This window comes from Chitinophagaceae bacterium (assembly GCA_016713085.1).
In the GTDB taxonomy this organism is placed as follows: domain Bacteria; phylum Bacteroidota; class Bacteroidia; order Chitinophagales; family Chitinophagaceae; genus Lacibacter.
Genome location: JADJPV010000001.1, coordinates 999,138 through 1,021,913 on the forward strand (window position 1 = coordinate 999,138; position 22,776 = coordinate 1,021,913).

20 protein-coding genes and 3 pseudogenes are annotated in these 22,776 nt (G+C 39.2%); 9 read left to right on the top strand and 14 right to left on the bottom strand.

Features of this window, described 5'->3' with window-relative positions:
- Positions 1–53: 53 nt before the first annotated feature.
- From rfbA to IPK31_04805, 5 genes are all read left to right on the top strand, one after another.
- Positions 54–914: a glucose-1-phosphate thymidylyltransferase RfbA gene (gene rfbA / locus IPK31_04785; protein ID MBK8087308.1), complete on the top strand. Its 861-nt coding sequence runs from the start codon at positions 54–56 to the stop codon at positions 912–914.
- A gap of 27 nt (positions 915–941) precedes the next feature.
- Complete coding sequence (gene galE / locus IPK31_04790; protein ID MBK8087309.1) at positions 942–1,997, top strand: UDP-glucose 4-epimerase GalE; 1,056 nt, start codon at positions 942–944, stop codon at positions 1,995–1,997.
- Between the two features lie 249 nt (positions 1,998–2,246).
- The gene (locus IPK31_04795) at positions 2,247–2,795 is read left to right on the top strand and encodes a sigma-70 family RNA polymerase sigma factor (GenBank protein MBK8087310.1); all 549 of its coding nucleotides are present in this window, start codon (positions 2,247–2,249) and stop codon (positions 2,793–2,795) included.
- Positions 2,796–2,831: 36 nt separating this feature from the next.
- Positions 2,832–3,581 (top strand): hypothetical protein, encoded by a 750-nt coding sequence (locus IPK31_04800; protein MBK8087311.1) that lies wholly within the window; start codon positions 2,832–2,834, stop codon positions 3,579–3,581.
- 52 nt (positions 3,582–3,633) lie between these two features.
- Positions 3,634–4,038, top strand: a complete 405-nt coding sequence (locus IPK31_04805) for a hypothetical protein (GenBank protein ID MBK8087312.1) — start codon at positions 3,634–3,636, stop codon at positions 4,036–4,038.
- Between the two features lie 291 nt (positions 4,039–4,329).
- On the opposite strand, the gene IPK31_04810 is transcribed toward IPK31_04805, so the two are convergent.
- From IPK31_04810 to purD, 9 genes are all read right to left on the bottom strand, one after another.
- Complete coding sequence (locus IPK31_04810) at positions 4,330–5,079, bottom strand: MBL fold metallo-hydrolase (GenBank protein MBK8087313.1); 750 nt, start codon at positions 5,077–5,079, stop codon at positions 4,330–4,332.
- A 36-nt stretch (positions 5,080–5,115) separates the two neighbouring features.
- Positions 5,116–5,409 (bottom strand): hypothetical protein, encoded by a 294-nt coding sequence (locus IPK31_04815; GenBank protein MBK8087314.1) that lies wholly within the window; start codon positions 5,407–5,409, stop codon positions 5,116–5,118.
- A 63-nt stretch (positions 5,410–5,472) separates the two neighbouring features.
- Positions 5,473–6,816, bottom strand: coding sequence for a rod shape-determining protein RodA (locus IPK31_04820; GenBank protein ID MBK8087315.1), 1,344 nt, complete (start codon positions 6,814–6,816; stop codon positions 5,473–5,475).
- Positions 6,816–7,097, bottom strand: a complete 282-nt coding sequence (locus IPK31_04825) for a hypothetical protein (GenBank protein MBK8087316.1) — start codon at positions 7,095–7,097, stop codon at positions 6,816–6,818. Before IPK31_04825 ends, IPK31_04820 begins: the two co-directional genes overlap by 1 nt.
- Positions 7,098–7,132: 35 nt before the next feature.
- Complete coding sequence (gene mrdA / locus IPK31_04830) at positions 7,133–8,917, bottom strand: penicillin-binding protein 2 (GenBank protein MBK8087317.1); 1,785 nt, start codon at positions 8,915–8,917, stop codon at positions 7,133–7,135.
- 31 nt (positions 8,918–8,948) lie between these two features.
- Positions 8,949–9,479 (bottom strand): rod shape-determining protein MreD, encoded by a 531-nt coding sequence (locus IPK31_04835; protein MBK8087318.1) that lies wholly within the window; start codon positions 9,477–9,479, stop codon positions 8,949–8,951.
- A complete protein-coding gene (gene mreC, locus IPK31_04840; GenBank protein ID MBK8087319.1) occupies positions 9,476–10,324 on the bottom strand; it encodes a rod shape-determining protein MreC in 849 nt (282 codons plus the stop codon). The genes IPK31_04835 and mreC overlap by 4 nt, the downstream gene beginning before the upstream one ends.
- 45 nt (positions 10,325–10,369) lie before the next feature.
- On the bottom strand, positions 10,370–11,398 hold the full coding sequence (locus tag IPK31_04845; protein ID MBK8087320.1) for a rod shape-determining protein: 1,029 nt from the start codon (positions 11,396–11,398) through the stop codon (positions 10,370–10,372).
- A 195-nt stretch (positions 11,399–11,593) separates the two neighbouring features.
- Positions 11,594–12,898, bottom strand: a complete 1,305-nt coding sequence (purD, locus tag IPK31_04850) for a phosphoribosylamine--glycine ligase (GenBank protein ID MBK8087321.1) — start codon at positions 12,896–12,898, stop codon at positions 11,594–11,596.
- Between the two features lie 153 nt (positions 12,899–13,051).
- Between purD and IPK31_04855 the strand changes: the two genes are divergently transcribed.
- Both IPK31_04855 and IPK31_04860 read left to right on the top strand, forming a co-directional pair.
- Positions 13,052–14,767: a peptide MFS transporter gene (locus IPK31_04855; protein ID MBK8087322.1), complete on the top strand. Its 1,716-nt coding sequence runs from the start codon at positions 13,052–13,054 to the stop codon at positions 14,765–14,767.
- Positions 14,768–14,849: 82 nt separating this feature from the next.
- Positions 14,850–16,903 (top strand): annotated as a pseudogene (locus IPK31_04860) (OPT/YSL family transporter).
- Between the two features lie 91 nt (positions 16,904–16,994).
- Here IPK31_04860 and IPK31_04865 read toward each other — a convergent pair.
- From IPK31_04865 to IPK31_04875, 3 genes and pseudogenes are all read right to left on the bottom strand, one after another.
- Complete coding sequence (locus IPK31_04865; GenBank protein ID MBK8087323.1) at positions 16,995–18,047, bottom strand: glycosyltransferase family 4 protein; 1,053 nt, start codon at positions 18,045–18,047, stop codon at positions 16,995–16,997.
- 144 nt (positions 18,048–18,191) lie between these two features.
- Positions 18,192–19,392: pseudogene (locus IPK31_04870) on the bottom strand (DUF1501 domain-containing protein).
- A gap of 27 nt (positions 19,393–19,419) precedes the next feature.
- Positions 19,420–20,852 (bottom strand): annotated as a pseudogene (locus tag IPK31_04875) (DUF1800 domain-containing protein).
- Between the two features lie 109 nt (positions 20,853–20,961).
- Between IPK31_04875 and IPK31_04880 the strand changes: the two are divergent.
- Positions 20,962–21,399: a hypothetical protein gene (locus IPK31_04880; protein ID MBK8087324.1), complete on the top strand. Its 438-nt coding sequence runs from the start codon at positions 20,962–20,964 to the stop codon at positions 21,397–21,399.
- The gene (locus tag IPK31_04885; GenBank protein ID MBK8087325.1) at positions 21,366–21,998 is read left to right on the top strand and encodes an alkane 1-monooxygenase; all 633 of its coding nucleotides are present in this window, start codon (positions 21,366–21,368) and stop codon (positions 21,996–21,998) included. The genes IPK31_04880 and IPK31_04885 overlap by 34 nt, the downstream gene beginning before the upstream one ends.
- An 8-nt stretch (positions 21,999–22,006) precedes the next feature.
- Here IPK31_04885 and IPK31_04890 read toward each other — a convergent pair whose 3' ends face one another.
- Together IPK31_04890 and IPK31_04895 are read right to left on the bottom strand one after the other, a co-directional pair.
- Positions 22,007–22,309 (bottom strand): hypothetical protein, encoded by a 303-nt coding sequence (locus tag IPK31_04890; protein MBK8087326.1) that lies wholly within the window; start codon positions 22,307–22,309, stop codon positions 22,007–22,009.
- Positions 22,239–22,664 (bottom strand): outer membrane beta-barrel protein, encoded by a 426-nt coding sequence (locus IPK31_04895; GenBank protein MBK8087327.1) that lies wholly within the window; start codon positions 22,662–22,664, stop codon positions 22,239–22,241. The genes IPK31_04890 and IPK31_04895 overlap by 71 nt, the downstream gene beginning before the upstream one ends.
- Between the last annotated feature and the right edge of the window lie 112 nt (positions 22,665–22,776).

Genomic DNA, 22,776 nt, shown 5'->3' on the forward strand with positions numbered 1-22,776 from the left:
AGTCGGGGTTTTTTACATCTTAGTTTCCCATCTTTGTACTATAACTTTTGAAAATGAAAGGAATTATTCTCGCAGGCGGATCCGGCACCAGGTTACACCCTATTACGTTTGCTATCAGTAAACAGATCATGCCTATTTATGACAAACCAATGATTTATTACCCGCTGTCAATTTTGATGATGTCGGGAATTAAAGAAATCCTTATTATTTCTACACCACATGACCTACCCCACTTTCAACGCTTACTGGGCGATGGAAAAAGCCTCGGTGTTTCATTTCACTATAAAGAACAGGCAGTACCCAATGGTCTTGCCCAGGCATTTGTAATTGGTGAAGAATTTATCGGCAAGGATGACGTAGCGCTTGTATTAGGTGATAACATCTTTTATGGTGCAGGCCTTGGAAACCTGCTGCGGAAAAATACAAAACCAGAAGGTGGAATTATTTATGCCTACCATGTAAGTGATCCTGAACGGTATGGTGTTGTGGAATTTGACAAGGATTTTAATGCATTAAGCATTGAAGAAAAACCAGCGAATCCAAAAAGTAATTATGCCGTTCCAGGTTTATACTTTTATGATAACGAAGTAGTGAAAATTGCGAAAGAACTGAAACCAAGCCCGAGGGGCGAATATGAAATTACAGATGTAAATAAAGAATACCTGAGAAGAGGAAAACTCAAAGTTTCTATTCTTGACAGGGGTACAGCCTGGCTTGATACCGGCACATTCGACAGTTTGATGCAGGCATCACAATTTGTACAGGTAATTGAACAAAGGCAGGGAATTAAAATTGCCTGTATTGAAGAAATTGCCTGGCGCAATGGTTTTATTACAACAGAACAATTAAAAGAACTGGCAAAGCCGCTGATTAAAAGTGGTTATGGCCAGTACTTAATGGAACTGATAAAATAATTTTTACCAAAACACTTAGAAGAAAGAATGAAAAAGATTTTAGTTACCGGGGGTTGCGGATATATCGGCGCACATACCATTGTTGATCTTATTCAGAACGGATATGATGTGATCAGTGTTGACAATAATTCCAGGTCGAACCTTCTTGTACTGGAAGGTGCTGAAAAAATTCTGAACAGGAAAGTCAAGAATTACAATGTTGATCTCTGCAACTACGATGAAACTTTTGCAGTATTACAGGAGAACACAGACATTGTTGGCGTTATTCATTTTGCAGCATATAAAGCAGTAGGTGAAAGTGTAGAAAAACCATTGATGTATTTTGAAAATAACCTGATGTCATTAATTAACCTGCTGAAATGTGTGCAGGAGTTTAAAATCCCTCATTTTGTTTTTTCGTCTTCCTGTACAGTATATGGCAATCCCGATGAAGTACCTGTTACTGAAGAAACTCCACCCAAACCTGCAGAAAGTCCCTATGGCTATACCAAACAAATGGGCGAACAGATAGTAAGTGAAACGGTAAAGAGCATTGCAACCAACGCAATCCTTCTCCGCTATTTCAATCCAGTTGGCGCACATCCAAGCGGCATAATTGGCGAATACCCGATTGGCCGTCCGCAAAATCTGGTGCCCGCCATTACACAAACTGCTATCGGCAAACTTCCTCAAATGAATGTGTTTGGCGATGATTATGATACAAGAGATGGCTCCTGTGTTCGTGATTATATTCATGTTTGTGATATTGCTCATGCACATACTTTATCCTTAAACTATTTACTGGAAGGAAAGAATTTTACCCGCTGTGAAGTGTTTAACCTGGGAACAGGGAATGGTGTTACTGTGCTGGAGGCCATCAAAGCATTTGAAAAAGTAAGCGGGCAGAAACTGAATTACAAAATAGCTCCACGCCGTTCGGGTGATGTGGTTTCAACTTATGCCAACAACGAAAAAGCAAGAACATTTCTCGGCTGGGATCCAAAATACACACTTGATGAAATGATGCAAACGGCCTGGCAATGGGAACTTAATCTCAAAAAAGATGAAAGTTTACATAACAGCCAGAACAGCATTTTAAATTAATATCCATCCCTTTTCTTTACTGGAATGCAGCTTCAAAGGGTATTTCAGTGGAAGTGATCAATATTCAGTTGGTCAAGCTATTGGATATCTCCTGAAAAAATATGGTCCGGCTGTGACTGATCTGTTGGTCATCGCAGAAAAATCACAGGCAAAAACAAGATTGATTAAACTTTCCAGAATAAAACCCATCTTACAGATGGGTTTTTTACTTTTACTAAAAAACCCAGAACCAGAAAACCTCTATTCAAAATGACCCAACCAGACGATAAGGAATTATTGCTGCAATTCCGTGAACCTGCCACAAAAGAGCGGGCTTATACCCGTATCATTAAGAAATACCAGGAAAAATTATACTGGCATGTCCGCCGCCTCGTAGTAGATCATGAAGATGCTAATGATGTGCTCCAGAACATGTTCATCAAAGTATGGAACGGGCTGGAGAACTTCAGGGAAGACAGCCAGCTTTATACTTGGCTTTACCGCATTGCCACCAACGAAAGCCTCACTTTTCTTGAACAGAAGAAAAAAAGGTCGGTTGTTTCAATGGATGATTCTGAAGGCGGTTTGAGCAACTCCATTAAGGCTGATAAGCATTTTGATGCCAACAGGTTGGAGTGGAAACTACAATTAGCCATTCAGCAATTGCCTGAAAAACAGCGGGCTGTGTTCAACCTGAGGTATTATGATGAAATGCCCTATACAGAAATGAGCAAGGTGCTGGAAACCAGTGAGGGCGCTTTAAAAGCCAGTTATCATCACGCAGTGAAAAAAATTGAAGATTTTATACTCAACGGTTAAACTTTCCTGCTTAAAAAACATCTATTACCATAGAAAATGACACGCAATACAGACATATTGAAAGAATTAGAGCAGATTAGCCCGGCCGTTGCCCAAATCAGTGAGGAAACACCCTACCAGGTACCCGTTGGCTATTTTGATACCCTTGATACAGTTATCATGGCAAGGATTGCTGCCGGCGGAATTGAGGAAAACTCTTTACTCATTGTTGCCGGTAAACAAATGCCGCAGGATGTGCCACAGGGATACTTTGATACTTTATCAGACAGTATCCTTTCTAAAATCAAAGCACAACAGAGCATTCAAACTGTAGCGGAAGAATTAAATGAGTTATCGCCTGTACTGGCAGGTTTAAGCAAAGAAAATCTGTATGAAGTACCCGCCGGTTATTTTGAAAACTTATCTGCCGGTATTACAGAAAAAACAACTGAAACAAAAGTTGTTTCCATGTTCAGCAGAAAAGTATGGGTCCGTTATGCAGCAGCAGCTGTTTTGTTTGGAATGATTGCATTTGGTATTACCTTCTTTATACAGCAACCAACAAATGGTCTGGTTGCAGATATTCCTGAAATTAAAACAGAAGAACAGATCAATACAGAACTGGCAAAGATCAGTGATGAAGAAATCATCAATTACCTGAAGATGACATCAGACAGTAAAGATGTTGCAGCTATCACTTCCTTTGTTGACCAGAGTCAATTGCCGGCAGAAGCCGATTATATGGATGATGCCTTTATGGAATCATTTATGAAAGAACTTGAACAAACAGAAAATAAATCAAATTAAACATAACAATTACGAACTGGAGGATAGAAGTATGAAAAAGATAATAACTCTTATGATTGGACTCTTTTGTATAAGCATCGTTTCTTTTGCACAGGAGCAACAACCCGATCCAAAACAGGAAGAAAAAATTCAGGCACTTGAAATTGCGTTCATCAGCCGTAAGCTTGATCTTACACCCGAAGAAGCTCAAAAATTCTGGCCCATCTATAATGATTATAAAAAAGATGTTCGCCAGGTAATGATCAGTCAAAAGGATAATCCAAATAAAAATGTTCTTGATGGCGAACAAAAGATTCTTGATGTAAGAAAAAAATACAGCGACCGCTTTATTGGTGTAATAGGGCAACCCAGAATGAATAAATTTTTCCAGGCAGAAAGAGAGTTTCGTGGCGTGTTACTAAATCAGTTAAAAAACCGCCCTAACAAGCCAATGTTACAACGTCGAAATAAAAATTAATTTGGAATTTATAATTCTAATGTTATAAATTTGCGAATAGGTGTTTTCATAGGTTAGCAACGGCCGACTCTTTTCAGGGTTGGCCTATTTTTTTGCCCTGAAACCTGCTGCTGTAAAGGCTTTCAGAGTATCTGCTTCTTTACATCTTCCACAACAAAAGTTCATTTATTGTTACTGCTACGTGTATGATTCAGGTAATTTATCGACACTGTTAAGCAGTGTATATGTTAAAATAAGTTGAGCTAAAAACGCTTGTAGTATTTCAACTACAAATATGCTAAAAAATTACATTTAAGAATTGAAACTGAATACCGGAGTTTTTACATCATGATAAAATAAAAACTTCCAACCTTCCTGTTCTCCCTGTGCCCACCATTTTACACGGATATCGGAAGAAAGCTTCCCATCAAAATCATACTTAGTTACAAACTTTGTACGCATTTGAAACAACTGCGGAGCTACATCACCACCAAAGAAAACTGTTTCATTGTTTTCTTTGATCCAGAATGCCTGGTGCCATGGACTGTGTGCACCCGTCCATTCATAAAAGATGTAATCATCAATTACACCTGTACTTTCTACCAGCTGAAGCTTATCTGATTCGGCAAGCAAACTCACATCATCGATTGCATACGATTTTGAAAGCTTACTCACAGCAATTTCAAGTTCTTGTTTGTTAACAATATAAGTTGCGTTGGGAAAGCTTAAGAATTTTTGTTTTAATACAGCATCTTCTTTACTGATGCCGCCTGCATGATCTCTGTGCAAATGACTCATTAAAACTTTTGTAACATCAAGCGGGTTGATTCCTGCCTGTAACAGGTTATGATGAATTTGTAAAGTACCATCAGGCATTGAAAAGCCAAGACCGGTATCGAGTACTAAAATATCTTTTGATGTAATGACAGCAAATGGCTGCACTTCAACCAGTAAACTTCCGGCAGGTCTGTCTTTTATATTATCTCTTGAATGATCAAATGGAATAAATTTCTTGGAAGCATCAACGGTAAAACTTCCTTCAGAAAGTGGTATTATTTTCATCCTGCAAAGATACAGGCAAGTTGAAGCGGAATAAAATCAGTTCATCACAAGTTTAGGTGTACCGATCATTGAATCAAAAATAAACAGTTCATCCATTTCAAAGCGCATGTAACGGCGAATAGGAAACCGCTCAATGATTTCTGCAGCTTCCGCTTCCGATTCAGCATTTACCACCACCCAGCCTTTTGTGCGGGTATTATTTACAGAGTAAGTAATGATCACTTCTTCACGCATCAGGTTATTAATATAATTACGATGGCGTGGAATCAGTTCCCAAAAATCCTGATCAAGTTGAACAGGAAGATAAAATGTACAAAGAAATTTTTTCATGCTCTTGCTCATTTAACGTGTACAGATCCGTAACAAAGTTTACTAAAAAAAGCTGAGAATAACTTAACGAAGAACCATTTGTTTATCTGCGTCCAGACGAAGCATAATAAAAATAAGAACAGTAAAGGTAATTAATGACGACCCTCCATAGCTTAATAATGGCAGCGTAATGCCAATAACCGGCATCAGGCCAATCGTCATACAAATATTAATAAACACATGAAAGAACAGAATAGCAGCTACACTATAGGCGTAAACCCTTGAAAAAGTACTACGCTGCCTTTCAGCAAGTGTAATAATCCGGAAAAGCATCAGCAGATATAAACCGAGCATTAATGCACTGCCCCAAAAACCAAAGCTTTCGGCAATGGCAGTGAAAATAAAATCAGTATGCTGTTCAGGTACAAAATCGCCCTGCGTGGTTACTCCTTTTAAAAAGCCTTTCCCCAATAACCCGCCAGAGCCAATCGCAATCTTTGATTGCTTTACATTGTAATTCCGGTCTTTCTTTTTACCAGTTGCAAGTTCCTTTTCAAGCATTGCTTTCCGCACTGGATCTTTAGGCTCATACTCTTTACCAAACATACCAAGGATACGTTCAACCTGGTAAGGCTTAAATACCTTATCAAATAATACCGGAAGGGCAAAGCGCTGCATTCCAACACTTAAAAACCAGATTCCGATGATCAAAATCAAAATACTCCGGTTTCTTCTTATGGGTCTGCGCAGATAATAAATCATAATTGCAGCGATCACTGTTAACACAATTGCCAGAATATTTGGTTCAACTACAATAGCTGCAACAAACAAGACAGCTACAGAAAAACCAACAATAAGATATGATACAGGTAACCCCTCTCTGTACATTACCAGGAAAAAAGAAAAGTAAACCAAAGCCAGCCCGGTTTCTTTTTGAGCAATAGATAACATAGCCGGCACTAAAGTGATTGCGAACGCAATCAGATGCGACCGGACTTTTGTAAACTCTGTTTCCTGCCTGCTTAAATATTTTGCTAATGCCAACGCTGTAAAAACCTTGCATAATTCTGCAGGCTGCAGGTTAAATCCACCTCCTAAAGCAATCCACGATCTGGAGCCGCTGATATCCTTACCTATTACAAAAGTGAGCAGCATCAGTAATATCCCGGCAAAATATAGAAGATTGGCAATGGTTGTAAAAAATTTACTATCAGTTAACAAAATAGACACCGCTACCAATGAGCTGATGCCTGTAAACAATAATTGTTTTGAATAATTTTTCTTGAGCTCAAGTAATGATTGCACAAACGAATCTCCCTGGCGAAACTCAACTGAAAAGATGGCAATAAATCCAACAATCACCAATGCATAATATAATAACACAATGGTTCCGTCAACTCCTTTTCCTATCGTTGCCTTTTTTTCCATTAACTGATATCAGCAGGTTGATTGTATTTTTTAAATTGAAACCTTTCTGTTGGCAATACAGCAACAACAGTTTCATGTTCTTTTTTCTTCGCAGGTTCTTTTACCGGGAAATTGGGTAATTCATCAATGATGGTTAAAGCAGTTGAATCTATCCTGGCTTTTTGTTCACGTTCCAGGCGCATACGCAGTAACGAATCTTTCACTCCTTTGATTGAATCTCTTACATAACGTTCATGTTTGATTTTTGCAGGGATGATGGAAACGTTACTGATACGTTCCACCTCTGCTTTTCTGTGGACACCTGCAATAGAATCTGTTAAGAATTTTCCATCAACAATGAAGCAATTGGCCCGGCCCAGGTTGCACCAAACCCGGCATTTTCAACCACTACACAAATAGCAATTCTTGGATTTTCTTTCGGCGCAAAGGCAATAAAGAAAGAATGGTTCTGTTGCTTTTTACCTCTAAAATAATTTTCTACTGTTCCTGTTTTAGCACACACGTTAAAGCCGTCAATTTTTGCATTACGTGCTGTACCATTCGTTACCACCATTTCCATTCCGTTAATTACCGCCTGGAAGGAAGTATCGGGAATATGAAGAGGAGTAATTTTCCTTCTGTATTTATTTAAGATTGTATCCTCTGCTGTTTCTCCATCAATTGATTTTACAAAATGCGGTGTATAATAATAACCTCGGTTAGCAATCAAACAAACTGCATTCGCCATTTGCAGCGGAGTAACCTGTATTTCACCCTGTCCAATTCCAAGTGATGCAATCGTACATGAATTCCAGCCTCCCTTACGGAATACTTTATTGTATCGTGAAGTATCTGGTATATATCCTGCATACTCACCCGGCAAATCAACTCCCAATTTATGGCCCAAACCAAATCCCGTCATATACTCTTTCCATTTCATTAAACCAACTTCAACACTCCCGTATTGTTTATTATCGATGGCCTTACGAAACACATCAGCAAAAAAAGAATTGCATGAGTTGGCGATTGCAAGAGAGAGATTAGCAGCATGACCGGCATTGCTGTGTTCGCAGGCAGGTCTTCCGCAAGGACTGTAACGCCCAAAGCAGGAATATCCAAATGAAGGAGTGATTAACCCTTCATCCAATGCTACAAACGCATCAATCGGTTTAAAGGTTGAGCCGGGCGGATAAACGCCCTGCATACCACGATTCAATAACGGTGAAGCAGGATCTAAAAATAATCGGCTGAAATTTTTTCTTGAATCGGAGCCTGTTAATTCATTGGGATCATAGGTTGGTCCCGATGTCATTGCAATGATGCCTCCTGTACTTGGTTCAATAGCAACCACACTTCCAACTTTACCCTGCATTAATTTTTCAGCGAGTTGCTGCACTTCAACATCAATGTATGTATTAAGATGACGGCCTGCAACAGAAGCTGTATCAAACTCCCCTTTTTCATACTTACCAATGGGCCAGTTAAAATTATCACGCAGAATATATTGTATGCCCCGCTTGCCCATCAGAATTTTTTCATAATAACTTTCTATTCCGCTGCGCCCGGCAAAATCGCCCATCTGGTAAAAAAAGTTAGACCTCTTCAGCATTGAAGAATCCACTTCACCTACATACCCCATGATATGTGCCGCTGCTTTAAACGGATAACTGCGGATTGGACGTTCCTGCAAAAAGAAGGCTGGTTGAAAGCGGAATAAATTCTCATTCACCTTTGCATATTTTTCAGGAGAAAGTAGTGATTCGAAAACAGATGCCCTGTTTCTTGAGTTCTTGATGATGGCTGTAATCACTCTTTTCTTAAACTCAGCTGTATCGATATTTAAGATGCGGCAAAGAGAAAATGTATCAATTCCTTTTAATTGTGATGGAGTAACCATCAGGTCATACATGGTTATATTGTCAAGAATGGCTTTACCCTTACGATCGAAAATTATACCCCTGCTGGGATAAACCACTTTACGCAAAATGGCCTGGTCGGTTGCAAGCTTTGCATACTTCGATGAAAATAATTGCAGTGTCATCAACCGCACAAGGATAATTGCAAACACAACGCCTATGATGATCCGGATAGTTGTTTGTCTCGATTGGTTAAATTCGGCCATAGCCTCTTAATAGTTTTTCAAAGTTGAGTGATCAGGTATTGGTTAAAAACTTCTGTTTGCGGATAAAAATAATTTCAATCACTGTTATAAGTAAAAGACTTATTACTGTTGACCCGGCTGTTTTTAATAAAAGATATAAAATATTTCCGAACTGGAATGCCTGTATGGTAAATAAAACTGCGTGATGGAAAAGCGTAAGCACAACTGCATAGGTAACATACTGTGAAAAACCAAGGCTTGTTACTGAAGGTTCACGGTAATTAAACTCTTTTCCCTGCTGCGACATCAGTAAGTTTACCAGGAATGGTCGTACATATCCTATAAACACACAGGCGGCTGCATGCAGACCCGGTGTTTTAGTAAAAAAATCGAGACATAGTCCTGTAATAAATGATACAATCAGCAAACTGCTTCTGCCAATACTGAATGGCAGCCATAAAATAAACAGAAAATAAATATAGGGTGTGATGTACTGATGCAATGGCGGAATTTGATTCAGTACAAATACCTGTACCAGTATAAACAACATCAAACGGATAATATTTCGTAAGAGACTGCTCATTTTTTCTTCTTCAGTTTATTTTCCAGTTCAAGTTGTTCTTTGCGCTGCAGGTTACTTACTACAAATACATTTTGCAGGCGGCTGAAATCATTCGATGGCCTTACATGCAGCAAATAGTTATTGGTACTCTGTTCTAAAAAAACTTTTTCAATAATCCCGATCATCACTCCCGGAGGAAAATCAGAGTACTGGCTGGTGATAACAGAATCGCCTTTTGCAAGCTTGACGCTTTTCGGAATATCTCTCAGCAAAACGATTCTTGGATTCGCCCCATCCCACTCAATTCTTCCACTTTCACCAGTTTTCTTTAACCTTGCACTGATGCGGCTTTGCTTATTCAGCATACTCATTACAGTTGCAAAATTTTCGGTTACATCCATCACAACACCAGCCACGCCATTTGGAGATAATACAACCATGCCCGGTTCTATTCCCTGCTTCGTTCCCCGGTGAATGGTAAAATAATTGTTGGGTTGGGTAATGGAATTATTCACTACCTCAGCATCCATATATAAATACTTGCGTTTGCTGCCGGAAGTGTCAATTGAAACTGTATCTGTAATGATGCGCTGAGCAGTATCAGGGCTTGAAAAATTTTCAGCTAATTTATTCTGTACTTCATTCAGTTTCCGGCGCATCTCTTCATTTTCTTTTTTCAAATGAAAGTAGCCGTCTACTTTATTATATTGAGCTTCAATGCTGCCGGTAATTTCGCCGGCGGTATCCATATAAGCAGCCTGATGAAATTTATTATAGCGGAATAGAAGAACCATGCTGATGATTTCCAACAACAGAAAAAACAGCAACACTGAAAAACGCCTGATAAAAGCGAAAAGGTTCCGCACGGATGAGTGGATGATTTAATGTTTCAACCGTTCAGATGCCAACTTTTAGTTACGCATCACAAACGGATAGCGATTGTAATTTTTAAGTGCAATACCTGTACCTCTTACCACGCTTTTTAACGGATCGTCGGCAATATGAACAGGTAGTTTGATTTTCTGGTTGAGACGTTTATCCAGGCCACGGAGCAAAGCCCCACCACCTGTTATATAAATACCTCTGCGATAGATATCAGCCGCCAGTTCAGGAGGTGTCATTTCTAAAGCTTTCAGAATGGCTTCTTCAATTTTGAAAATACTCTTGTCTAAAGCCTCAGCAACTTCCTGGTAGCTGACCATAATCTGCTTGGGAATACCTGTTACAAGGTCACGGCCATTTACAGGAATATCATCGGGCGGATTTTCCAGGTCTTTCATTGCAGCACCTATCTGAATTTTGATTTGTTCGGCAGTACGTTCACCAATCAATAAACTATGATAACGGCGCAGGGCCTCCATAATATCTGCTGTAAATTCATCACCGGCAATACGGATACTCTGATCGCACACAATACCGGCAAGGGCAATAACAGTAATACCGGTAGTACCGCCTCCTATATCCACAATCATATTACCAACCGGTTCTTCCACATCAATACCAATACCAAGTGCGGCTGCCATTGGCTCATGAAGCAAATACACTTCCTGGGCACCAGCCTGCTCAGCACTGTCTCTTACCGCTCTTTTTTCAACTTCGGTAATACTGCTGGGTATGCAAATCATCATTCTCCATTTGGGAGCGAACAATGGCTTTTTGGTTAATACGAGTTTAATCAGTTCCCTGATCATTAACTCAGCTGCGTTAAAATCCGCAATTACCCCGTCTTTCAACGGTCTTACTGTACGTATACTTTCATGTGTTTTTTCATGCATCATGAGGGCCTTCTTACCAACGGCCAGTACATTCTTAGGATTATTACGGTCAAGTGCTACGATAGAAGGTTCGTTTACAACAATCTCATCGTTGTGTATAATGAGGGTATTAGCAGTACCAAGATCAATTGCTATTTCCTGAATAAAAAAATTGAAGAGTCCCATATTGGTGGCTGGAAACGGTTATGTTTCCGATGGTTGCAAATTTGAGTGAAAATTTCGGAATTACAACGCTAAAACCATGCCTGTAAGTGTTTTTTATCAAAATTTTTCGCCGGTAATTTTCCAGGGTTGCGGCAAACCCGCAAAACGAAGACAACAAAGGGTTTACAGAATGTATCCATTTTTCGTTTATACGTTTCAGTTAGCGTTCATAAACTCATACCCGATATCATTTCTGAAATACATATTCCGGTATTTGATTCCTGAAAGAATTGCCTTTGAACGATCCACGCAGGTATCAACGTTTTCGCCAAAAGAAGTAACCGTCAGCACACGCCCCCCGTTGCTCACAATCTTTCCATCTTCCTCCTTTGTTCCTGCATGAAAAATCATTGCATCGGTCAGAGGCTGATCCAGTCCTTCGATTTCATATCCTTTCAGAAAATCGCCGGGATAGCCCCCGCTTACTGCCACCATTGTAACTACAAACCGTGGATCCTGTTCTATTTTGATGTCCTGCACCCTTCCTTCAGCAGTGGCAACCAATAGCTCAACCAGGTCATTCTTTAACCGTGGAATTACTACCTCGGTTTCAGGATCACCCATGCGGCAATTGTATTCAATAACATAAGGCTCGTTGTTAACTTTAATCAACCCAATGAACACAAAGCCTTTATAGATCATCTTCTCCTTATGAAAACCGCTGATGGTTGGTTTAATAATCCGCTCTTCCACTTTGCCCATAAATACTTTATCAGCAAATGGCACTGGACTTACAGCACCCATTCCACCTGTATTTAAACCAGTATCCCCCTCTCCAATACGTTTATAATCCTTGGCTTCGGGTAAAATACAGTAGTGCTCACCGTCTGTTAATACAAACACACTTACTTCAATTCCATTCAGGAATTCTTCAATCACCACTTTCTTTCCTGCTGATCCAAACTTATCCTGGTGAATCATCATATCAAACTCTGCAATTGCTTCCACATGGTTGTTACAGATAATGACCCCTTTTCCTCCTGCTAAACCATCAGCCTTTAATACAACAGGCAATGCATGGTTCATCAAAAAATCCCTTCCTTCATCAAAATTCTTAATGGTAAATTCTCTGTAAGAAGCTGTGGGAATATTCTGCCTTTCCATAAAAGCTTTTGCAAAGGCTTTACTTCCTTCAAGCTGTGCAGCGAACTTTGATGGCCCGATTACGCCCAGCCAACCTTCGGCAAAAGGCAATATTTCATGGGCTGATTGAAAATAATCATAAACACCATGTACCAGCGGATCTTCGGGACCAACAATGACCATATGAATTTGATTGGCTCTGCAAAACTGTTCGGCAGCAGAAAAATCGCCATCAACTCTGATGTCAATGTTTGTACCGCATAAAGCTGTACCTGTATTTCCCGGAGCTATATATAAATTTTCACATAATGGGCTTTGAGCCAATTTCCAGGCGAGGGCATGTTCACGACCGCCTGAACCGAGGAGCAAAATATTCATGAGTGCAAGATAAGATTTAGATAAACGAATTTAAGGGTTGAGATGATACCCCCATTGCCGTTTGTCAATTTCAATGATTGATTTCCAAATGAGCTGTTTATGAATTTATTCCTTACTTTCGGAAATTCACTCTTAATCACGTAAACCATCTGTATGAATCAATCTGTCGCTCAAAAAGGTCATCCCAAAGGTCTGTGGGTTTTATTTGGAACGGAAATGTGGGAACGCTTTAACTATTATGGCATGCGTGCCATTTTGGTTTTGTTCATGACCAAAGCATTGATGTTTGATAAAGCTTTCGCTTCAAACTTATATGGCAGCTATACGAGTCTTGTATATCTCACCCCATTAATTGGAGGTTATATTGCAGACAGATTTTGGGGAAACCAGCGCTCCATTATTGCGGGTGGTATTGTGATGGCCCTGGGTGAGTTTATATTATTCTTTTGCGGATCAACTTACGAATCATCACCCGGTCTTTCATCTGTTTTATTCTTTTCAGGATTGGGTTTAATGATTGCGGGTAATGGTTTTTTCAAACCTAATATTTCCTCATTGGTTGGTCAGTTGTACCCCAAAGGTGATCGAAGAATTGATCCTGCATATACAATTTTTTACATGGGCATAAATGTTGGTGGCGCAATTGGCCCCCTTGTTTGCGGGTTGGTAGGCGATACAGGAAATCCTGCAGATTTTAAATGGGCTTTCTTAGCTGGAGGTATTGCTATGTTGCTGAGTGTTATTGTACAATTAATGTTTCATCATAAATACGTAGTTGATCCTGAAAACAAAGTATTAGGTTTAACTCCCAAAGACTCTCCTGCTATCTGGATAAAACCAATAGCAATGATATTAGGATTGGCTGCATTATCATCAGCTGCAATTGGAATGTTATATGTTGATGCAAAAATTTTTAGTTACCTACCCTATTTATTAGTTGGTTCAGCTATTTTTATTTTTGCAATGATTATGTCAGACAAAACGTTAACCAGTCATGAAAAACAAAAGGTATTAGTCATTTTTATAGTTGTTTTCTTCGTTATTTTTTTCTGGAGTGCATTTGAACAGGCTGGTGCTTCACTAACCTTTTTTGCCGATGAACAAACTCAAAGAGTGGTAAATTTGAAAATACCAATATGGTTAGTTTATTCCCTTTCGGCACTTTTATTACTCTTCAATTTCTCATTAATAAAAAAAACAGCAAAGAATCTATCGGGTGATTTTCATAAACGATTGAGGATAACAGTCTATTTTTTGTTGGCGTTATTTACTGTAGGTATTTTATATCTTGCTTATTCTATTTACTCTTTAAATCAATCTATAATAGATTTCAAAGAGGTTCCAGCAAGTTGGTTTCAATCACTAAATTCTATTTTTGTAGTAGGTTTTGCACCTCTGTTTGCTTGGCTTTGGTTTAAACTGGGTAAATGGGAGCCCTCTGCCCCTACAAAAATGGCAATTGGGTTACTGCTACTTTCTTTTGGTTACTTGTGGATTGCGTTTGGAGTAAATAATGTTGCGACAGGAATAAAAGTTAGCATGATCTGGCTTACAGGGATGTATGCTTTACATACTTGGGGTGAGCTTTGTTTATCACCTATCGGTTTGTCATTGGTAAATAAGTTGGCACCATTTAAATATGCTTCCTTACTGATGGCGGTTTGGTTTTTAGGAAATGCATTTGCCAATAAACTGGCAGGAGTATTAAGCGCTTTATATCCCGATGGAAAACCAACACATTTCCTCGGTTATGAAATGAATAATATGTATGACTTCTTTATGTTGTTTTGTGTAATGGCAGGAATAGCTTCTTTAATTTTGTTCCTGCTTACCAAGAAGCTTCAGAAAATGATGCGCTCGGGAGAATAAATCAAATTGTCTTTCTTTACACCCCGATGAAAAATTTCATCGGGGTTTTTTTATTACCTTCCTCAATCAAAACTAACGCCATATGTCTGAACAGAAATTTCAACCCTTTGTTCCTGATGACAGTAATATGCCTGAGTTCACTGTTAAAAGTGTACTGGTTGGTGCTGCTTTCGGAATTATCTTCGGCGCATCTACTGTTTATCTTGCCTTAAAGGCCGGGTTAACAGTAAGTGCATCCATCCCGATTGCAGTTCTGGCAATTACATTGGGAAGGCGCTTCCTGAAAACAACCATACTTGAAAACAACATTATTCAAACAACAGGCAGTGCCGGTGAAAGTATTGCCGCAGGTGTTGTATTTACCTTACCCGGATTTTTGTTTTTAAGTGAAAAAGACAGTTCGCAGTTCTTCAACTATTTTACCATTCTTACACTGGCAATCTTTGGTGGCATCCTCGGCACATTGATGATGATACCCCTGCGTCGTGCATTAATTGTAAAAGAACATGGCATACTTCCTTATCCTGAAGGGACTGCCTGTGCCAGTGTATTAAAAGCAGGTGAACGTGGAGGCGATTTTGCCAAAACAGCTTTTCTTGGTTTGGGCTTTGCATTTGGTTATGCTATTCTACAAAAGATATTTCATGTTATTGCCGAAACTCCTTTCTGGATGACCAAACAGGTGAATAAATTTTTCCCTTCAGCAAAAGTTAGCGGAGAAATTACGCCTGAGTATTTGGGTGTTGGTTATATTATTGGTCCAAAGATCAGTGGTGTGCTGGTTGCCGGTGGTGTGATTGCATGGTTTGCATTTACTCCATTACTGGCTTCGCTTGTTCCTCCTGATACAATCGCTGCTCAGTTAGTGAAGCTGGGTTATTTAAGTGGTTTAGATAAAACTGGCGGACCTGGTGGATGGGACCCCATCAATCATACCTTCGCCGATTTTTCTACAGCAATCTATCGTGCATACATCCGGCAGATTGGTGCAGGTGCTGTTGCAGCAGGTGGTTTCATTACGTTGATCAAAACAATCCCTACTATTGTTTCCTCTTTCAAAAGCAGTCTTGGTTCAATGAAAAAACAGGATGGCGAAGAAGTTGTTATAAAAAGAACTGAAAGGGATTTGAATATCAAGATTGTTTTATTCGGAAGTATTGCACTGGTTTTATTAATGGCCATTTTACCACAGGTGCCCGGTACAAATATCGGCAGTAAATTATTATTGGGTTTACTGGTTGTAATTTTCGGAGCTTTCTTCGTTACAGTTTCATCCAGAATTGTTGGCCTGATCGGATCTTCCAATAATCCAATCAGTGGTATGACGATAGCCACAATCATGGGGACCTGCCTGATCTTTATTGCCGTTGGCTGGACAGGTAAAGTATTTGAACCTATGGCACTCGTTGTTGGTGGTATGATTTGCATTGCAGCAGCAAATGCCGGCGCAACTTCACAGGATCTAAAAACAGGTTATATTGTTGGTGCTACGCCAAAATATCAACAGATAGCTTTGTTTGTAGGCGCTGTCGTTTCTTCTATTGCAATTGGTGCCACCATTAAAATATTAGATACACCAACAGCAGATATGATTTCACAGGGAATTACACATGCAATTGGTACAGACAAGTATCCTGCTCCACAGGGAACACTGATGGCTACATTAATTAAGGGGATTCTTTCGTTCAACCTTGATTGGCAGTTTGTACTGGTAGGAGTTTTTATTGCTATCACTATGGAACTATGCGGCATTAAATCGTTAAGCTTTGCTGTAGGTCTATACTTACCCTTATCCACAACACTTCCTATCTTTTTGGTGGCTTAATCCGTGGCCTGGTTGATAGGAAAAAGAAGAAATCAGGTGAGGAAATTTCTGCAGAAGAAGAAGATCTTGGAAAAGGTAATTTATTTGCAACAGGTTTAGTTGCCGGAGGTGCATTGGCAGGAGTATTGGTTGCCATCCTTTCGGTAAATGATAATGTTACAAAAGCACTTGGTTATATAAATGCTGAACATGGTTTGGTGAATACAATAAGTCAAAACGGTTATTATCTCTTAGGTGCTGCTTTCTTTATCTTCATGGGTTATACACTGTACCGTATAGGAATAAAGAAAACGGAAAAATTAAAAGAGTAAGATCATTATCATTACACATAAAAAGAAAAGCCTCTCTTCAGAGGCTTCTTTTTTTTACAACAACTATAAAAACTGGTTAGTAAGTACAAGTTTAAACAAGGCCTAACATTGAAGCTGCTGCTTTTGCCTGGCGGAGCATAAAAAACTCCGGGGCTGGTTGTGCAGCAATTTCTTCATAGAGGTCAGTGTATCTGGCAGTGATATTATCAATGCTGTATTTGTAACGCAACTTCCATCCGTTATTCACCAGCTGATCACGGTATTCTGCATTTTCTATGACATTTAAAATACCGCGGCGGATATCAATTACATTATAAGGATTTACTTTACAGGCTGCATTGTCTGCAATTTCATCCATTGGCGAAATGCGGCTTGTTACCAGCGGACGGCCTACAGCACATGCTTCAAGTATGGGCAATCCAAATCCTTCATATGTAGAAGCAAATACAACCATATCACATAACTCATACTGATGCTTTAATTCATCAAATGAAAGATTGGTATAGCTCTTAAAATCAATTTTATTTTCCTGCAGTGCCAGTTGAGTATCTACATCAAGGCTTCCGATAATATGTAACTCACAGCTGATGCCTTTTAAAGCTACAGCAAGGTTCTGTATATTCTTATTGTCTTTCGTACCGATCTGCAGCAAACGTGGCTTCTGTGTATTGAATTCTTTCGGAGTAAATTCAAAACGTGGATCAAAAAAATTAGGAACCACTTTTACTTTCTCTTCGTTTACACCTGTTAACTTAATCAGTTCTCTCTTTGTTTTTTCACTGATTACAGTAATGGTGTTTGCACGCCACATGGGTAACTGGTACCAGAATAATTTAAACATCCAGTATTTCATATCCCATTTACTGTATTTGGTCAAAAACACGCAATCATGAATGGTAAGCACCGTATTCCGTTTCTTCATTCCTAATGATACATAATGAATATCACCGGTAATATGATTGATCTTACCTTGATTCTTACTTGCCTTAAAAATATTTGTGAAAATGTTCAGTATTGAGGGCACTTCAACCTTCTTAGCCTGAAAGTTGCTTTGCGTATTTACCTGTGCAAACACATTGTCAAATAATGACTCAATACTGAAGGCATGAAGCCTTCTTTTGCGGAAGAAATATGATACTTCCATAAGAATTGGACGATGTTTAGTTTCTCTGAATATTGGACTATACAAATATAGACGCACCAGAGTCCTTAAACAATAGGAGTTTCCACCTAATCTGCAAGCGGTAATTTTACGCAGAACTAACCCCTCAAACAAACAAGGTCCTGTCTAAATAAAATCAAGTGGTTTTATTTGCTGTTTCAATATCAGATCAGCATCAGCACCCAGCCATTTATTCAAAACTGTTGCATACACCTGTTTAAAATCCAGTTGAAACTTCACATCACCATCATCCAGATTAGTAAGATCAGGCAATGGGTTATAGATTCCCTTTTGCTTTAAACCTCCGCCTATAAAAAACATATTATTCGCTTTGCCATGATCTGTTCCTGCACTTGCATTTTGTGCTACTCTTCTTCCAAACTCTGAGAAAGTAAACAGTAACACATCATTGAACCTGTTATTACTTTTCAAATCCTTTACAAATGCTTTTACGGAATCGTTTAAATCAGTAAACAAACGTTTCTGCTGTGCTTCCTGGTTAATATGAGTATCAAAACTTCCAAGTGAGATATAATACACTTTGGTATTAATTTCACTGAAGATGAGGGAAGCAATTGTTTTTTAACCCTTTACCTAAATCAGAATTAGGATATGTTTCAGAAGAAGGACGTTGCTTGCTCTGTTTGAAAATATAATCAGCACTTGAAATGGTTTCAGCCATGGTTTTGTATAAGTAATCAACCGGCTGTTCATGTGCATCATTCTTATGCTGGGCTAAAATTTCTTTGAAATATTTTTCCTGGCTGGTATTATACAAACGTCGTGGATCTTCCAATGCCAATCCTTTAATCTGATCACCTTTTAAAGCAAGACTCAGCACATCATCAATTTCCAATGCCTGTGTTGGTTTGTCACAACCTTTGCATTGAGCATCTAAATACCTGCCCACCCAACCAGTGTTCCAGTAATCTTTACTGTCGCTGGCTGTATGCCAGATATCCATACTGCGGAAATGACTTTTATCAGGGTTGGGATAACCCACACTGTTGAAAATTCCCAGGCTTCCATCATCATAAAATTCTTTGAATGCCGTGAGCGATGGATGTAACCCTGCTTCATCAGTAAGTGATAGGGCTGCATTCTTTTGAATACCCAGCTTTGGACGGTTACTGAAATACAAATCATTCCTGTAAGGGATTACTGTGTTCAATCCATCGTTACCACCACTCAATTGAATGATCACAGTTACTTTATTTCCCGGTGGTACAAGTTTCCCCGATTCAAATGCTTTTAAAAACTGCGGCATAAAAACCGAAGCAGTTGCCAGTGAACCGAGTTGTATAAATTCTTTGCGCTTGAAGTACATAAATCGTTTTGTTTAGATGATAGCTGATTAACACATCTGGTATTCAGGAGTACACATTAATTGAATAATGGCCGTTTGAACATATCGCTCCCTGCTGGATGCATCGGTAAATTTTTCCAGCATCACCTTATTCATTTTTGAACTATCTGTTTGCCACATGATTGCTGCTATAGATGACAATAAATTTTCTCTTGGCACTTTCTCCAGTTCTTTCATTGCAGGCTCCCAGCGAATAGTGGTTTGAATAATTCTTCCCCCGGTTTTGTTTGCAGCCTGCATGCGGCCCATCTCCTGGTCATCATCATTCTTTGCACGAATGTTAAATGCTTCTTTGAAAGCAATCAGTTGAGGAATCCTTAACCGGAACATGAGCGATGAACTGTCGATCCAGTTAAATCCTCCCGGCCAGCCGGCAACGTTTGGTGGATAAAACAAGATCTGTCCCAGTATTTTTTGCAGGTATAATTGTGTTTCTTCATTTTCGATCTGCATTGGCATTGCCCGACGGATACCAACCAGCAAATCAACAGGAGATTTCACTCTGGTACCAATATTCTTTTGCTCATAAAACCAATCGCTGGTAAAAATATCTTTCAGCAAACCGGAAATTTCATAACCTGATTTATAAAAACGATCGGCCAGCCATTTCACTTTTTCTTTATCCACTTCATCGTTAACAAAGAAGCGGTACAGTTTGGTTGTGATATAGGTTGCCGTTTGCTTTTGCTCCAGTAAAATATTCAACACATCATCTCCATCAAAATTTCCGGTTTTATTTAAAACAGTTTTCACGCCATCGTCATGAAGATTTGGCCTGAAAATAAATTCGCCATTTATTTTAAACTGCCAGCCTGTAAAAGCACGGGCGGCTTCTTTAATATCTTTTTCTGTGTAATTACCCCTCCCCATGGTGAAAAGCTCCATCACTTCACGGGCAAAATTTTCATTGGGTTTTTGTTTGCGGTTCTGCTGGTTGTTGAGGAAGGCAAGCATGGCTGCACTGCGGCTCACTTCTTTGAGCAGGGTTCCGAAATTCCCCAAGGCATTCTTACGGATAATATTGATCAAATCCTGTTGATAAAACGCATTTAGATTACGGCAGGCAAAATGTCCATGCCAAAGAACGCTAATTTTTCCCACAACTGCTGCTCCCTGTGCACCATTTCATCGAGCCATTCGAGGTTGAGGCTACGGATTTCTTCTCTTGATTTTTTTTGCAGCTGTTGTTTTTGCTCCTTACTCATTTCTGTTCTGCGAACACCATCTATTCCATTCATCAAACCTTCCACTACATTCTCAGCCACTTTTAATGGCATAGGTTCTTTACGGGAAGCTTTTTCCAATGCATCATACCATTTAGAAGGGGAGCCTTTTGCAAGATCATTCCATTGCTCAACCGCAGGACCAAAGCCCGCCCTCCAGAGCAAATGCTGGTTTTTTAACTGTACAGATACCGACATGTCATGTAATTATTGGGTTACGACTTTAAAAATTCTGATAAGTTTAATGTTAACGAAGGAAAGATGGAAAATCTTTTACTCAGCTCTGTTAATTTTATAACTTCAGTACATGAATGTAAGGCCATATAAATATTTCAGTCCCTTTATTGTTTTTATACTTACCTGGTTTGCCTTTCATGAAACCGGCTGGATTACATTTCTGCCGGTAATTTATGGATTTGCCTTCATCCCTTTCCTGGAATTGTTCCTGAAACCAGATTCAAAAAATTTATCTGCAGCCGAAGAAGAAATGGTGAAGGCAGATAAAACCTATGATTATATTTTATACCTGATTGTTCCTTTACAATACCTGGTGCTGATTGTTTTTCTTTTTTCCCTGAAAGATGAAAATTTAAGCTGGGCCGATATAACAGGCCGCATTATGAGTATGGGATTTCTTTGCGGCATTTTTGGAATTAATGTGGCGCACGAACTTGGGCACAGAGTAAACAGGTTTGAACAGGTGATTTTTTTATTGAGCATAATAAGGGGCATCACAAAAATGTAGCTACACATGAAGACCCTTCCAGCGGAAGGTTTAATGAAAGTGTGTTTGCCTTTTATCCAAGAACAGTTTTATTCAGCTATATCAGTGCATGGAAAATTGCCAATGCTGAAATGCAGAAAAAAGGAAAGCCTGTCTTGAGTATACAGAATGAAATGCTTCAGGCACAACTACTGCAGTTGATATTAATTACGCTGATCTTTTTTTTGTTTGGATGGAAGATCCTGCTGTTTTATCTCGCTGCGGCTTTGATGGGAATTCTGTTACTTGAATGTGTGAATTATATTGAACATTATGGTTTAAGCCGCCGGCAAAATGAGCGTGGAAATTATGAACGGGCCATGCCGCATCACAGCTGGAACAGTGATCATATTATTGGACGGCTGATGTTATTTGAACTGAGCCGCCATAGCGATCATCATTATTTCGCCAGCCGCAAATACCAGATTCTCCGCCATCACAATGATTCGCCGCAAATGCCGACAGGCTATCCCGGCATGATGATACTGGCACATATTCCACCACTCTGGTTTTATATCATGAACCGGAAAATAAAAAAAGAGGCAGGGGAATTGCCTCTTCAGTTACAGGAGTCTTTATAATTAATTTACTACATGATCCACCTGGCACCAATGCCAATATTATTGAGATACCCAAGCCCTAAGCTTGTACCCAATGAGAAATTGCGCTGAACATCTTTTGTGTTATTAATTCCTTTTACTTCTCTGTGGGAATAACCAATATTTACAAAATCTGCAAAACGGAGTTCAAATAAAAATCTGCTGTTCCATTTATATGCAAGACCGGGATAGAGGCCAAGATTTACTCCATATCCCTGAGTATCAGGATTGGCGGTGTTTGTATTGTTGTTTCCCTGGAAATAATTCAGATCTGCCCTTCCTTCGCCAAACACAAAAAAGTTTTTTCCCAAGTGACTTATAGCATTTACTGAAATAACCAACGCCAGCATTGAAGTTGTCATTCTTTGAGTTAGATGCAGGTTGAGTTGGATACTCCTGCTTATTTACCCCATAACCGGCATTGATAAAAAAACCGTTTAACCTGCTTTCTTTTTTGGCAATTCCAAGCTCAGCAGATAAATTAAAACTGGTGCCTTTATTTGTTTGAGAAAGAGTAGAAAAGTTATTTTCATTCTTGGACGATTGAAAATTCAATCCGGCCCCCAGCACCTTATCCCCTTTTTTAAATTGTGCAGTTGCTGAAAAATAAAGAACAGACAATAGGCAGAGTGTAAAAATCTTTTGCATGGTTACGAAGTTTTGATGAATTGCAATGATAGGCAGTCATTGTATTAAGAAGAGTTAATTTCCTTGTATTAGGAAAACTTTATAAGTAGTAATTACCATAGAAAAGCCCTGT